This window comes from Alteromonas antoniana (assembly GCF_019249295.1).
Lineage (GTDB): Bacteria > Pseudomonadota > Gammaproteobacteria > Enterobacterales > Alteromonadaceae > Alteromonas > Alteromonas antoniana.
In genome coordinates this window covers 15,928-31,848 of record NZ_JAESDH010000032.1, presented here as the reverse complement: position 1 = coordinate 31,848, position 15,921 = coordinate 15,928, and the positions used below count along the sequence as shown (strand labels likewise).

The following is a 15,921-nucleotide window of genomic DNA, read 5'->3' as shown; positions in this document are numbered from 1 at the left end:
AGCTGACAGATAGCTGAATATCCGATTACAGGTAGGAGTGCCCATGATGGACTGAATTTTCTGACATCATGGAAGTATTTAAAGAAACATGAACTGGCCGAAGCCTCTGGTTAAGGGGATAACCAGATAAACAGAGTTTTACACCTCAATTTATCGACTTACACACTTATTATTTCTTTATTCCTGAACTCTCTTCTCCGTCCTGGAATGTAACTTGTTGTTTATAAGCGTTTTTCTTTGTCTGACCCGACAATCCTAGCGAGCCTTCCCCGAACCTTTGATAAGTCTCTCTGATGTAACAGACTTTAAGATGGTATGTAGTCTTTGTTGTTAATTTTTTGTTGATCAATCTTTCATGAACGAGTATAACGTAAAAAGACAACGTTGTTTATTTGAAAAGATTACACCACTTCAACTATCGGGACGCGATATGAAAGACTACAAATTGCATCCATTAGCACGTCAGTTACGGGCGGTAATAAAGCCGGCTCCACTGGCACTGATGCTGATGGCAACGTCGTTACAGGCGCAGGAAACTGAGTCAGACGCAGAACAGGTGGAAACGCCAAAAGAAGTAGAAGTAATAGAAATTTCTTACGGTTACAGTGCTGTTGAAAAAACCGATTTGACCGGGGCAATCGCTACGGTCGACATTGAAGATGTTATCGATTTGCCCGCTGGCAATATCATGCAAAACCTTCAGGGCAGGGTGCCAGGTCTTCAAATTACCACTACCGGTAATCCAAGCTCGACGGCGACGGTAAGAATCCGGGGGCAGGGATTGGGCCCTCTCGGAAATAATGATCCGCTTTATATCATTGACGGCATCCCAACTAAATCTGGTTTACACGAAATTAACAGCAACGATATCGCCGATGTACAGGTGTTGCGTGACGCGGCAGCGGCAAGTATTTACGGGGCCCGCTCAGGAAATGGTGTCATTGTTGTTACCACAAAGAAAGGTCACGACGGATTGGATTTCAATTTCCGTTACAACCAGAGTATTGAAGAGTATGACTATGACCTTAAGCCTCTGAATACGCTTGAGCGCGGCGCTGTAGTATGGCAAGCGGCTGTCAACGATGGTTCAAATCCAAATTCCGCAAGCCCGCTTTACACCTTCGACTGGAATCAGGACTTTGAAAACCCGGAGTTGTATTCCGTCATATTGCCTGCTTTTACAGATCCCGAAGGTGTGCAGCGCCCGGCTGATACAAGATGGTTTGACGAAGTAACCAGAACGTCAAAAGTATCGGATATGAACTTTTCTGTTGCAGGTGGGAATGACGTTTCTACATTCTATACTTCCCTGGGTTATTTCGAAGCCGAGGGGATTGTTGATGGTTCCAAGTTCGAGCGGTTAGCGTTCAGGTTTAACTCTGAACACGAGGTTGTGGAGGACAAAGTCAAAGTAGGTCAGACATTTCTGATCACCGACCAACAAGCCAATCTTATTAATGACCTTGCCGGGCAGATCCTTGGGTTATCAATTGAGCAACAGTCTATTGTCCCTGTTTACAATGATGTAGGCGGCTGGGGGGGACCGGTGCCGGGTATCACCGATAGGGACAACCCGGTTCGAATCATCGAGCAAAACCGTGATAACGACCATACCTATAACAAGGTGATGGCGAACTTTTTTGTCGAGTACACGCCAATTGAAAACTTAACGCTTAGAGGGAATGTAGGCGTTGACTACAGTCAGTTTTATTTCCGTAACTTTACTCGCGCATTTACTGCAGGTTCTTTAAGTGGCGGAGATCGTTTAACAGTAGAAGATAACTGGAATCAAAGCATCATCACTGGCGCGACAGCCACTTACAAACTGGTGCTTGATGACCTGCATAAGTTCAATTTCTTAGCCGGTGTAGAGCAAATTCACTATGAGCGTGAATTATCTCGAGGTATCGGTTCAGGTTTCGCGTCCGATGATCGTTCATTTGCCTATCTGTCGCAGGCTACATCGGATGTAAGAGTTGAAGGTGAGGGGGAAACCTGGTCCCTGGACTCTCAGTTCGCGCGCGTAGATTACAACTACGATAACCGTTACCTGTCATCATTCACGATCCGTCGTGATGGTTCTTCAAGATTTGGTGATGCTAATGAGTACGGTAACTTTCCGGCAGCCTCTGTAGGCTGGGTTGTTAGTAACGAAGACTTTTTTGATATTGACTTCATCAATACGTTAAAGCTTAGAGGGAGTTGGGGGGAAACCGGGAATCAGGAGATCCCAACCAACGCCACTGTCACCACTTACATTCCGCGCTATGCGACGCAGTCACTTTTCACAAACCAGCAGGATGAGGGGACCGCATACGACATTACCGGTGCTAACGGCGGTACACTACCGTCAGGTTTTGTAAGAGCGCAAACGGGTAACCCTGATCTTAAGTGGGAGACCTCGACCCAGGTAAACGTGGGTGTCGACTTTGAACTCTTTGATAACACGGTTTATGGAAGTTTTGACTGGTTCGAAAAAGAAACGCGCGACATTCTTACTCTAACTCAGCCTATTGCGACGCTTGGTGAGGGAGCGCAGAAATGGGTCAATGGCGGCACTATCGAAAATGCCGGTATTGAGCTGGTGCTTGGATATGAGAAGTGGATAGAGACTGGCTTTTTGGAAGATGAGTTGCTGGTAGACATTAACTTCAATGTGTCTTCTGCCGAAAATACCGTTACAGCGTTGCCAGAAGATGTAGTGAACTCTTTTGGTGGTAATGGCCAGGATAAGACGATTCTGGGCCGCTCAATTAACTCAGTCTATGGTTATGTCGCTGAGGGTATATTCCAGAGTCAGGAAGAGGTTGAGGCGCATGCTACGCAATCGGGCGCCGCGCCAGGGCGGATCCGTTGGCAGGATCTGGATGGAAATGGCGTTATCGATGAGAACGACCAGGACTTCTTTGCCGACACCGATCCGGACTTTATCTACGGTATGAATTTCACGTTTAAATACAGAGACTGGGACTTCAATATGTTCTGGCAAGGCGTGAAAGGCGGTCAAATACGCAATAACTGGCGCTTGTTTACTGATTTCACTTCTTTGAATATCGGTTCAAATTACGGCGCACGTACGCTAGATGCCTGGACACCTCAGAATACCGACAGCGAAGTACCTGCACTTACCCTGATTGACAACAATGGTGAGGGACGTCAGTCCAGTTTCTTCTGGGAAGAAGGAACCTACCTCAAACTACGCAATATCAGTGTTGGCTACACACCCACACTGGACTTCATTGAACGCTTCGGTCTCTCGGACGCACGTGTTTATCTGCAGGCACAGAACCTTCTGACTATCACGCCAGACGGCACATTAAGCGAAGATCCGGAAACCCCTAACGAAGTCTTTCCTGTACCCCGCCGAATCACTCTCGGGCTGGAAGTTTCTTTTTAAACGAACAGGATAATGGATTAAGAATTATGAAACGTATAAGCAAATTTTTGACAACAAGTCTGATAGCGCTGTCCGTCGCATCGTGCGGGGGCAGTGGTGAATTAGACAGTGAACCGCAAGCGGTGTTGACGGAAGAGCAGGTAGCAACAACCGAGAACATTGATGCTTTGGTTATCGCCACCTATTCCTACCTGGGTAATGATCATTACACTGCGCCCAATTTCCTCTGGCCGACAGGTAATCTGCGCGCAGGTGATGCGCACAAGGGAGGAAATGGTCCCTCTGATATCTTTGCCTATCATGCACTTTCAATGTATGAGCCATTGGTGCCGGATATGGAATCTTTTCCACCGGACCTAATTGACCTCAATAATAAGAAGTGGACGCGCAATTACACTGGTATATCCCGCGCTAACTCGGCACTTCAGGTTATTGCAGAAACGCCTTCAGGTGAGCTGCCAACTGCAGATGAGAAAGCGGCAGAGTTACGCTTCCTGAGAGCAATCTTTTATTTTGACCTGAAAATTCATCACAAACATATCCCCTGGATTGATGAATCAATGACGCAGGAGGAAATATTAGCTACTACGAACCGGGATCTCACTGATCAGCAGTTGTGGGACAACATTGCCGCGGACTTCCGCTTTGCCGCGAATAACCTGCCGGAAGTTCAGCAGGATGTGGGCCGGGCGTCGGCGCTTTCTGCAAAAGCCTATTTAGCTAAAACGCTGTTGTATCAGGCGTATGAGCAGGACGAACTGCACAATGTAGTGAATATCAATCAGCAGAAGTTGGAAGAAGTCGTCAGCTTGGTTAATGACATTGAAGCCAGTGGACAATACGGTCTATATGATGATTACGCGGAAAACTTCTTGTTCGAATTTGAAAATGGTAAGGAATCGGTTTTCGCGATTCAGCGCTCATTAAACGATGGCACTCCTGACGGAAGAGGCTCATGGTCAAGTACTTTGAATGCGCCAATGTCAGGTGGTTTCGGTTGCTGTGGCTTCCATGTTCCGACTGAAAACTTCGTTAATGCGTTTAAAACTGATAACTCGGGACTTCCACGCTTTACTACGTTTAATGACAGTGTGTACAACACCGACAATGACTACGTCGACCCACGTCTTGACCACACGGTGGCGATGGAAGGTAAACCATTTAAGTATGACCCAGACCTTATTCATGGCGGCGATAGCTGGGCTCGTGCGCCTGGAATTTACGGCAACTATACTGGCATGAAGGACCTGGAGCACCCTGAATGTGATTGCCGCGGCGAGAATGGTCCGTTCCCAATATTCTCTTTAAATACTGTATTAATCCGCTATGCAGATGTACTGCTGTGGAAAGCAGAGGCGCTCATTGAGTTGGATCGCTGGGAAGAAGCTACCCCAATTATTAATCGCCTCAGAGAACGTGCTGCTGCAAGTACAGACAGATTAAATGGTGCGAGTTTATATCGCATTGGCACCTATGACACGTTTACCAGCAAAGCGGAAGCACGTCAGGCTTTGCGATGGGAGAGACGAGTAGAGTTAGGTCTGGAAGGACATCGCTTTTTCGATCTGGTCCGCTGGGGTGTCGCTAAAGAGACTATTGATGAATACCTCACCACAGAGCGCGGCAGAAAGCCTTATCTGGAAGATGCTGCGTTCACCAAAAACAAACATGAATACCTCCCAATCCCTAATCAACAGATTAATTTGAGTGGTGGCATTTATGTGCAGAACCCGGGCTATTAAGCCCGGCGTTTCTCTAGTGATTAAGAGGTAAGAATATCACCATGAATAAAATAGTTTATTGGTCACTCACCGTTGCAATAGCCGGGTTCTTATTCGGCTTTGATACAGCGGTGATATCCGGTGCGGACCAATCAATACAGGTACTGTGGCAGACAACCCCGCTTTTCCACGGATTGTTTGTTATGTCTTCAGCGCTGTGGGGAACCGTAATTGGTGCGTTAATGGGGAACTGGCCTTGCGACCGGCTTGGACGCAAAAAGACATTGGTTCTTATCGGCGTGCTTTATTTACTTTCTGCAGTAGGCTCAGCGCTTGCTCAGGATCCTTACACCTTTGCCATTCTCAGGTTTATTGGAGGTTTAGGGGTTGGGGTGTCGTCAATCGCAGTGCCGGCATACATATCTGAAATTGCCCCGGCGAAGGTAAGGGGACGGCTGGTAGCGACCTACCAGTTTCAAATCGTATTCGGGATCCTCGTGGCGTTTCTTTCGAACTACCTGCTCTCCGGCGTTATTGTTGAAGACTGGCGTGTAATGCTGGGTGTTGAGGCCATTCCCGCACTTGTCTACTTTTTGATGGTACTTAAAGCGCCAGAAAGCCCGCGCTGGTTATTGCTTCATCGTAATGATGAAGCTGAGGCCCGGCGGGTATTTCTGGAGTTACAGAGTGAGGATATCGAGCAAACTATCAGCGCGGTAAAGAATGACAAAGCAGGGCACGACAAAGAGTCTCTGTTTAAGCGCGAATTTCGACTTCCAGTGCTACTGGCATTTTTGCTCGCAGCGTTTAATCAGTTGTCAGGCATCAATTTCATTATCTACTACGCACCACGTGTATTTGATATGGCAGGTTTAGACGGCAGCACTGCACTGCTATCTACAGCGGGAGTGGGCCTGGTCAATCTGATTTTCACTATGATTGGACTGAGCCTGATAGACCGTCTTGGACGCAAATCATTGATGTATATCGGCTCAATAGGATACATCTTGTCGCTTGCAACTGTGGCCTGGGCTTTCAACAGCCAGGTTGGCGGCGCCATTGTCGTTGGTGCAGTGTTTGTTTTCATTGCATCACATGCAGTGGGGCAAGGAGCCGTAATATGGGTTTTTATTGCGGAGATTTTCCCCAACTCCGTGCGATCCAAAGGACAGTCTTTGGGCAGTGGTACGCACTGGATATTTGCTGCGATTATTACGCTAGTAATGCCTCAGGTATTAGCCACTTTCACCGCCACCCAGGTGTTTGGATTCTTCACGTTTGCGATGTTGTTACAGCTTCTTTTCGTTCGATTCATGATGCCAGAAACGAAAGGGAAAACGCTCGAAGATGTTTCCGCAGCGTTATCAAAATAGAGGCATTTTAGTTATGAAAACAATGTTAGGTCTTATTATTTCTTCAGCTCTTGTTGGATGTTCCATGAATCAAACCAGTCCACTACCCGAAAGCCCGACTCAGCAAGTCGAGGCTGCACGCAACGAAGCTTTTCGCCCCCAGATTCATTTCTCTCCCAATGAAAAATGGATGAATGATCCTAATGGCATGTTCTATCTGGACGGTGAGTACCATTTGTTCTTTCAGCATAATCCAGACGCTTCAGTCTGGGGGCCCATGCATTGGGGGCACGCCGTGAGTAAAGACCTGGTGCATTGGGAGGAGCTTCCGATAGCGCTCTACCCGGATGAGTTGGGCACCATTTTTTCTGGCAGCGCGGTGGTCGACTGGAATAACACCAGTGGTTTAGGGACTAAAGAAAGTCCTCCTATTGTTGCACTGTATACCTATCACAATGCCGACATGGAGAAACAAGGGGCAATTGACTATCAAACCCAGGCGCTTGCTTACAGCCTGGACAAAGGGAGAACCTGGGAGAAGTATTCAGGTAACCCCGTTATCGATAACACGGGAATAAAGGATTTTCGTGATCCGAAGGTAATGTGGCACGAACCTTCTGAAAAATGGGTGATGGTGTTAGCACAAAAAGATCATATAGGTTTTTATAGCTCGGACAATCTGATTGACTGGTCGTTGGAAAGTACATTTGGTGAAGACATAGGAAGTCACGGCGGTGTCTGGGAGTGCCCGGAACTACTGTTAATGCCTGTGGAAGGGACTAACGACTCTCGGTATGTATTGTTAGTCAGTATCTCACCGGGTGGGCCCAACGGCGGGTCGGCAACACAATACTTTGTGGGCGATTTCAATGGTAAAGAGTTTGTTTTGGACTCTGAGTGGCAGAGCGAACTCGCGCCTACTGTAGCAACTTTTCCGGAAGGCAAGGTTTTCGATGACTTTGAAGATGGTGCGGACAAGTGGACGTCAGAGGGCAATGCCTTTGCCAATGCCCCAACTGATGGAGGGCATGCCACGCAACCTCCCCCGACAGGTTATTCTGGTGAGTTTCTCATAAACAGTTTCGCTGACGAAGATCGCGCCACAGGAACACTTACCTCTGAAACGTTCATCATCTCAGAACCTTATATCAACTTCAGAATCGGCGGCGGCCATCATCCGGATCGGGTTGGCGTCCAGCTTGTTGTTGATGGCGATGTGGTGAAAACAGAGACGGGGCTTAATCGCGAAACACTTCACTATGCAAGCTGGGATGTCAGTCAATGGCAGGGGGAATCTGCCTTTTTGAAAATTATTGATACTGAGTCAGGAAGCTGGGGACATACCTATATCGATGATATTGTTTTTGCAAAAGCACCGGCAACGAATCGAGTTGAGCCCGCAGTATGGCTGGATCACGGCACTGACAACTACGCCGGTGTGACTTTCTTTAACACGCCAGATAGTGAAGAAAAACGTCATGTTTTCATGGGATGGATGAGCAACTGGCTCTATGCCAATGAGGTACCAACAGAAAAATGGCGTAGTGCTATGACATTACCTCGTTCGTTGCATCTTGTTACTACCGCTGAAGGGCTTCGAGTACGAAGCAAGCTAGTGGATGAGGTTGATAGTTTAGTTGAAGCCTCTGCAGAATCTTCAACACTGGCTTCAGGAAAAACAATCAGCCTACCAGCCGCAGATAACACGGGTAGAGAGTCAGCGCTTCGCTACTCTTTCGAGGTTCAGAGCAAAACGACGTCACCTGTTTCGGTTCGCTTTGAAAACGAAAACGGTGAGTTCGTTGACATTAAAATCGATCAGCAAAAGTCGGTAGTTCTGCTGGACCGCAGTGAATCTGGAGAAACGTCATTCAGTGAGCAGTTTGGTGATGTACAAGAGGGTGTGCTCACGACAACGAGTGAACCGTTTAATGTCATCGTTGTTATTGACCGTTCGTCACTTGAGCTGTTTATTGATAATGGGACGACGGTTATGACATCACTGGTGTTTCCTGAGTCGGTCTACGATACGATGCGGGTAGGACCAGAAAGCCAACCACTGCATCAGGTATCTGTTGAGCGTTTGGGGTCCGTGTGGTCAGCTGATTAAGTAACGTAAGCCCGGGATATTATTATGAAGTGGCAGTCAAACTCAGCATACTGGTCATCAGCAATCACGTTCTTTACGTTTTTCCTGACCTGGTCGTTTTGTTACTCGCTTTTTCCTTTGTGGTTAAACCAAACTCTGGGACTGACAGGGAAAGAGACAGGGGTTGTATTCGCGACCAATGCCATGGCTGCCCTGTTAATAATGCCGATATATGGGGTCCTTCAGGACCGGCTGGGTACCAATAAACAGCTTCTGTTTATACTGGGTATCCTCATGGCTGGCGTAGGCCCATTCTTTATCTATGTTTACCAACCCTTACTGGAATCATTCTTTCTGCTCGGTGCTATTGTTGGCGCAGCTTACAGTGCTTTAACGTTTGGCGCGGCAGTGGGAACGCTTGAAGCTTTCATTGAGAGGCTTGGTCGGCAACATGATGTAGAGTTTGGTAAAGCCAGGCTATGGGGATCCCTGGGGTGGGCATGCGCGACCTTCATCGCAGGAGGGCTGTTTAACGTCGATCCCAAGCTCAATTTTGCACTTGCCAGTGCAACCGGCGTGGCATTTATCCTGTGTTTGTTCTGGCTACCCAAACCGACGAAACGGCCCTCTGGCGGAAGCGGCAAGGTTGGCTTAACGGACGTAATATCGCTTTTTCGCCAGCGTAAATTCTGGCGTTTAAGCGTATATGTCATGGGCGTGTCCTGTCTTTATCAAATTTACGACCAGCAATTTCCTATTTACTTCGCCTCGCTGTTTCCTTCGCCAGAAGAGGGGAACAGGTATTACGGTTATCTGAACTCGCTCCAGGTATTTATTGAAGCCGGAATGATGTTTGTTGCCCCTTATATCGTCAATCGTATAGGGCCAAAGCAAGGGCTGCTTTTAAGTGGGGCTATAATGGCTATTCGTATGTTGGCCTCAGGTCTGGTTGAAGATCCCGTGTCTATTTCATTGGTGAAGTTGCTGCATGCATTGGAATTGCCCATTCTTCTGGTGGCGATATTCAAGTACATTGTAATGAGTTTTGACGCAAGGCTATCGGCAACAATTTACCTCATCGGCTTCCACGTATTCACTCAGGTCGTGACAACGTTATTGTCGTCGCCGGTGGGAGAGCTTTACGATGAACTTGGATTTGCCGACTCATATCTGTTACTGGGAAGCGTGGTAACCGTGAATCTCATCATTTCTTTCTGGCTGTTGGAGAACCGAGCTTCATCAACAAATCAGGAAGCGGCTAAAATGACTGGCGGCTGACTAGCGTAAATCGCGCAGATTCTTTCACCTTATCCGTGCGTTCCTCAAGCAGGTAATTAAATGCCCACTGGCCCATTTCGTAATGAGGGAGCGCCATGGTGGTCAAGCCGGGTTGTACGAGTGACGGAATGATATCCCAGTCATCGAAGCTACCTATGCCGATGTCCTTTCCTACCTGAAGCCCCAGTGCCTGAACAACAAAGTAGACTTCCACGGCCATGGGATCCTGACCACAAAGTATGGCATCAGGTTTGAAGTTTTTTATTAATTCCGCTGCGCGCTTGCGCGTTACCGAGCGCTCTTCATTTTCGTCACCAACGATAACGGACTCTATAATCAGGTTGTCCGGCGAGACACCGGCATCTGCAAACGCTTGTTCAACACCTTGTTTTCGTAGTTTCGCTGCAATGATATTTTCATTGAGGTTCAAAAAGGCAATGCGTTTGTAGCCCTTGCGCAGCATACTGGTTGTGATTTCACGTGCCGCCTCTTTTTCATCGGGAACGATAGAGGGGTAATCATTGCTACTGTCATAACAATTCGCTAAGACAGTTGGTACTTCTGAAAACTGAGCGGGAAGCGTCACTTCCCGATGGTACATGGCCGCGTAAATAATGCCTTCTGCACGATGCTCAAACAGATGGTTCACGGCACCTTCAACGCTGTATTTATCGACATTCACGTTAAGAACCATGAGCTCTTTGTTGTGCTTCCAGGCCAGGTCCTGTGCACCTCTGATAAGATCAAATGTGTAGGGTACCCTTAGCAACTCATCAGCAATAAAGCCAACAACCCCTGATTTTTTGCGTCGGGTCATCTGGGCCGCACGATTCGGGCGGTACCCCAGTTCTTCAATGGCTTTAAGTACTTTTTCCCTGTTCTTGGGTTTAACGGTAGGATCGTTATTTACTACCCGGGAAACTGTTTTAAATGCGACGCCAGCATGTGCTGCCACGTCCTTAATTGTCACCATGCCAGATGATTTCCGAATGTAGTGCTCAATATCAATCCTCTAACGCTACACACTTTTGTCACTTTTTGCCATAAGCTGATAACAACGCTGAAGTTTTCTCCGCCACAAACAAAAATGTAAAAAACTTGTTGAATTTCTGTTCAGGGAACACTAGCATTACAAAAAGACAACGTTGTTTATTTGGGTGGGACGCCCAAAAAAGCATGCCGAAAAAGGTTGTAGTGTTTTGGCATACCCAATGAAAAGTAAACGGACATAGCCTGTCTGGAGGCTATGGAGGAAAACCATGAAAACATCAAAACCCTATCAAATGGGGTGGAAACTATCGGGCATTACGCTGTTGATGTGTGCGTCATTGTCAGCTTGCTCAGATGATGAGACGAATAAAAATAAAGTTGATGCGGATTTAATCATTTTACAGGAGGGGCAAAGCCCGTCTGACGTCATCGGTGGAGGAAATGCACCTGAAGAGCAAGCGCCAGATGAAGATATCATTCTTACAGATAATCCGGAGGTTTCCGGTCAACCACTTTTTAGTAATCCTGAAGATAGTGAACAGGTTCTTTCCGGCTTTGAATTTTGCTGTGGGCAGTTCAATACCTACGCCGAACATGGCTTTGAAGCAGTAACCGGCGACTTTGAAAAGCTAGATGGAGGCTGGTGGGGAGCCGACGTAGCAGGCGTTATTGGAGAGCGTGTTTTCTCCAGCTTTGGCGATGGATTTAGTCGTGATGATGATGCGCTGGGCTGGATTGGCTTTGGCGCAGTCGGCACGATGGAAAGTCTCCCTTTTGAAATAACCGAGCGCTTTATCAACTTTCTGGTGGGTGGTGGCAGTAACGGCGTAGGTGAGCCTAATACCACGGCGTTGGCGCTGGTTATTGATGATGAAATAGTGCTTCAGGCAACTGGTGACGATACTGCTATGAGTATGCAATGGGTCACTTGGGATGTTAAAGATTATGATGGAATGACTGCGAAAATCCGCTTTGTCGATCATCACGCCGATGACAACTCTGATACGTCTTTGCCATATTTGCTGGCGGACGAGTTCAGAATATCCGATGAGGCGGCCGCGGTTCCTGACGCGAGCAATAAAATGTTGGCGCCGGTGAATATTTCAGTCGAGCCTGAAGTTGAAGGCGTGTCTGCATTTAGCCGGGTTTCCGAACCTGGTCAAAACATCGCTGGGTTTGAGTTTTGTTGTGGGCAATTTAATACCTACGCGAATCACGACTTCCGGGCCACGGGAGACATGGATAAACTCGATGGCGGCTGGTGGGCAGCAGACATTGTTAATCATCAGGGTGAGCGGATCTTCACCAGTCGGGGAGACGGTTTTTCTGCAGATGGCACAGGCCTGGGATGGATTGGCGATGAAGCAACTGGCACGCTGAGCTCACCACCGTTTGAAATTACCCACAAATTTTTAAACTTTTTGGTAGGCGGTGGTACCAACGACGTTACCAGTGATAATGCAACTGCAGTAGTACTGCGTGTAAACGGCAAAATAGTGCGCCAGGCTGTTGGCAATGGTCTGGAGTCACAAGTTGACTGGTATTCCTGGGACGTCAGCGCGCTGCAAGGTGAGACCGCAGTGCTGGAAATTATCGATCGACATGAAGGGGAAGATGACGGGAGTCTGGCGTTTATCATGCTGGACGAAGTAAGACTGGCTGATTATGCCGCTGTAGAGCCCAGTAAGAATGATTTTGTCAGTATGCCCGAAGGCCATAACGTGACTCTGCCTCTGGTCATGGCTGATCCAAATCCGTATTTTCGGGATGGTGAATTCTACATTTACTATTTAATCGACACGGCATTCCATGACTGGTATCTCACGAAAACGAGTGACCTTCAGCATGGTAGCTTTCCGCAACGGGTGCTCGAAGCCACGGGAGACAGCACTACGCAGGACCAGTGGACAGGCTCAGGCAGTGTTATAGAAGACGCTGACGGTCAGACACATATTTTCTTTACCGGCCATAACGCCGACTTCAATCCGGTTGAGGCGGTAATGCATGCCGTGGCTACCGACAACACGTTGACAGATTTTACCAAAGTGCCTGAGGACACCTTCACAGGAAATAACGGGTACAGCGATTTTGACTTTCGGGATCCGAAAGTATTCTGGAATGAAGATACCGGTAATTACTGGATGCTCATTACTACCCGCTACAACGAACAAGCTGCAATTGGTCTGTATACCTCCGACAATCTGGTTACCTGGGCTGCGCAGGAACCCTTGTTCACGATGAATACGCCTCTGAATCTTGAAGTACCAGACTGGATCGATTTTGGTGACAATCAGTTCATGGTGTTCTCAGATCAAAATGACGGCGAAAGAGATATTAAGTATCTGCATCAGACGAGTGCAGGGTGGGAGTTGGCGAACTACCAATCTCTCGATGGCAAGTTCTATTATGCCGGGCGAACTGCTTCTTCTGGAGATACAACATTAATGTTTGGCTGGATCCCGCACAAGATTACCAGAACCAATGCAGGGGTAGGTACCTTCGGCGGAGATTTGGCCATTCATCAGCTTCAGCAAACCGCCACTGGCGAGTTGGCAGTGAAGATCCCGGATTCTTATAAAACGGAGTTTGCTGAGGCAGTCAGCACCGACATCCAGAGTCAGGAAGGTTCGGTATCCGGTGTTTCTCCAATATCAATGATGTCATCGTCTGCCTTTACATTGGACTCATTAAGCGAAAAGAACCGTTTATCCATGACCGTAGAAAGTGAAACATCTGGCGGTAGATTCGGGTTGTATTTTCCAACTGATGCAGAAGGTGAGCAGGTAGCCAGACTTGAGTTTGACACCAACAGTAATCAGGCATCGTTTTACTTTGGTGATACGCCTCCAACGGGAGGGGCAAGTGTTACTCCGACTCCGGCGCTGGAAGGTGAGCCGCTTTTTTCCCGAACCGAAGAGCCTGAGCAAAACATCGCCGGATTCGAATTCTGCTGTGGTCAATACAATACGCTGGCGGGTCATGAATTCACCAACATAACAGGCGACTTTGTGAAACTGGACGGGGGCTGGTGGGGCGGTGACGTCGCTAATAATGTCGGTGAAAGGGTGTTTTCAAGTTTTGGCGACGGGTTTGAAGAAGACGGAACTGCGCTTGGCTGGGTTGGCTTTAGTGCAACAGGTAGCGCAGATAGTCCATCCTTTGAGATTACTAAACCGTATATCAACTTCTTAATCGGCGGTGGCTCTAACCCGTTTGATAGTCCAAGTGCGACAGCAGTCGTGCTGGTTGTAAATGGCGAGGTTGTGCGCAGCCAGTCAGGCGTTGATGCAGAAAAGACCGCGGAAGATAAGTTCTTGCTGGAGTGGGCGACCTGGGATGTCAGCGAGTTTATTGGCCAGACTGCTGTTATCAGATTGATAGATCAGCATGCTGATGATGGTTCCGATACCGCACTACCTTACCTAATCGCTGACCAGTTCAGAGCTTCAGATTTACCTGCTGTGAGTGACGGTGAAGAAGTGAGCTCTGGGAGTCTGGATGCGCAGGTAGCTGCGCCGATGGATGTTGCTGCAGGTGTGAAAATTGATGTGTGGTTAGATCCGGAAACCGGTCTTGGAACGGCGTATATCAATGACTTCCGGGCACTCAGTTTCCGTCTATATGATCTTGAGCAGCGGCCAGTTGGTGTCTATACGCGAGATCAATCTGTTTCCGTAGTTGATCTACAAAGATTTGTCGAAAATCAGTAACTGTTAATCAGAAGCAGGCCGCTTTAGTGCGGTCTGCTTTTTATGTTTAAAAGCGAGAAATGATGAGCAAAAAAGTGATTTGTATTGGTGAGGCGCTAATCGACTTCGTTTGTACTGATGTGGGAGAGAATACAGCTGACAAAGAAGTGTATTTGAGAAAACCAGGCGGGGCGCCCGCAAATGTTTCAGCATGTATTGGCAGGCTAGGGGGGCGTGCTGAATTTTTAGGAGCCGTCGGCGATGATGCTTTTGGTGACTATTTGATTGATACGCTGAAGACGTATCATGTCGGTGTGAGCGGCATTCAGAAAGTAAATGAGCCGACTACGCTCGCCTTCGTTACCTTACAAGAAGACGGAGAGCGAGAATTCATTTTTAACCGCGGCGCTGATGCTGAATTTGCTTTTCCCGAGCAGGATGTAAGCAAGACATTTCCACACGCTATTTTTCATTTTGGTTCAGCGACCGCATTTCTGGAAGGCAGCCTGCAAGACGCTTATTTTTCAATGGCCGAACACTGCCGAGACAACCAATGTCTCGTATGCTTTGACCCTAACTATCGGGTTGATCTCTGGAAAAACAGGCTGGAAATCTTCAAGGCAAAATGCAATGCCTTTTTCAAACTGGCTGACGTGGTAAAAGTAAGCGAAGAGGAACTGCAGCTTCTGACCGATGAGGTGAGTCTGGATGCTGGTTGCGATGCTATACATAAGCTGGGAGCCAGTGTCATATTCGTAACTATGGGAAGTAAAGGCTGTTACCTTTCATCCAGACAGAATACCAAAGTCATCTCTGCGTTTAAGATTAATGCAATCGACACAACCGGTGCAGGTGATGCGTTCATCGGAGCGATGCTATACCGACTCGCATCATTTGAATCTGTGGAGACAATGACATTTAGCGAGCTAACTGACGCTGTAATGTTTGCACAAAAGGTAAGTGCAACGGTGTGCGAGAAAATGGGCGCAATGACGGCGTTACCTACTGAGTCTGAAGTTCAGACAAGAGAATTCGAAGTTATAGGGTAACGCTTATTGATAAGGTGCTGTGGCCATCTGCCGAAAATGCTGGTGGCCAATTTTTAGTGCAGAAGCAAAGTGCATAGCCATTGTTATTATATACTTTTTGGCAGTGAACAAACTTTCAAGGCTGTCTACCATTGCGTTCGCGAAATTTCTTTAGCGTAGGCAGAAACAATTTTTGCATCAAAAACTTGAAAAGTAATAGAAGACCTATCAGGCAAATAAAAATTCCTGAAAACAAACGCGCGCTTGCACCGGCTGGCGTCGTTGAAAAATACCAGGTGATTATTCCCGTTATTATCAGGCAGGAAAGCAGCATTCTTACACTGACAAGTTTTATTATGCGCTCCAGAAAATCCATA

General features: G+C 47.5%; 9 protein-coding genes. 7 read left to right on the top strand and 2 right to left on the bottom strand.

The window, feature by feature from the left end; translation table 11 throughout:
* The first annotated feature begins 430 nt into the window (after positions 1–430).
* The 5 genes from JKP77_RS19585 (at position 431) to JKP77_RS19565 (ending at position 9,837) form a co-directional block, all read left to right on the top strand.
* Positions 431–3,397, top strand: coding sequence for a SusC/RagA family TonB-linked outer membrane protein (locus tag JKP77_RS19585; protein WP_218312865.1), 2,967 nt, complete (start codon positions 431–433; stop codon positions 3,395–3,397).
* Between the two features lie 26 nt (positions 3,398–3,423).
* Positions 3,424–5,139, top strand: coding sequence for a RagB/SusD family nutrient uptake outer membrane protein (locus tag JKP77_RS19580; RefSeq protein WP_218312864.1), 1,716 nt, complete (start codon positions 3,424–3,426; stop codon positions 5,137–5,139).
* 41 nt (positions 5,140–5,180) lie between these two features.
* Entirely contained in the window at positions 5,181–6,491 is a 1,311-nt protein-coding gene (locus tag JKP77_RS19575) for a sugar porter family MFS transporter (RefSeq protein WP_218312863.1), read from the top strand.
* Positions 6,492–6,555: 64 nt separating this feature from the next.
* The gene (locus JKP77_RS22625) at positions 6,556–8,580 is read left to right on the top strand and encodes a glycoside hydrolase family 32 protein (RefSeq protein ID WP_218312862.1); all 2,025 of its coding nucleotides are present in this window, start codon (positions 6,556–6,558) and stop codon (positions 8,578–8,580) included.
* Between the two features lie 24 nt (positions 8,581–8,604).
* A complete protein-coding gene (locus tag JKP77_RS19565; protein ID WP_218312861.1) occupies positions 8,605–9,837 on the top strand; it encodes an MFS transporter in 1,233 nt (410 codons plus the stop codon).
* Here JKP77_RS19565 and JKP77_RS19560 read toward each other — a convergent pair.
* Positions 9,818–10,810 carry a LacI family DNA-binding transcriptional regulator gene (locus JKP77_RS19560; RefSeq protein WP_218312860.1) on the bottom strand — a complete coding sequence of 331 codons (993 nt, stop codon included), beginning with the start codon at positions 10,808–10,810 and terminating at the stop codon, positions 9,818–9,820. The two genes, JKP77_RS19565 and JKP77_RS19560, sit on opposite strands and share 20 nt — an antisense overlap.
* Before the next feature lie 286 nt (positions 10,811–11,096).
* Between JKP77_RS19560 and JKP77_RS19555 the strand changes: the two genes are divergently transcribed.
* Both JKP77_RS19555 and JKP77_RS19550 read left to right on the top strand, forming a co-directional pair.
* On the top strand, positions 11,097–14,537 hold the full coding sequence (locus JKP77_RS19555; RefSeq protein ID WP_218312859.1) for a glycoside hydrolase family protein: 3,441 nt from the start codon (positions 11,097–11,099) through the stop codon (positions 14,535–14,537).
* Between the two features lie 59 nt (positions 14,538–14,596).
* A complete protein-coding gene (locus tag JKP77_RS19550; RefSeq protein WP_246601304.1) occupies positions 14,597–15,565 on the top strand; it encodes a carbohydrate kinase family protein in 969 nt (322 codons plus the stop codon).
* 115 nt (positions 15,566–15,680) lie between these two features.
* Here the strand turns inward: JKP77_RS19550 and JKP77_RS19545 are convergent, their stop codons facing one another.
* A complete protein-coding gene (locus tag JKP77_RS19545; RefSeq protein WP_218312858.1) occupies positions 15,681–15,920 on the bottom strand; it encodes a hypothetical protein in 240 nt (79 codons plus the stop codon).
* Position 15,921: the final 1 nt, after the last annotated feature.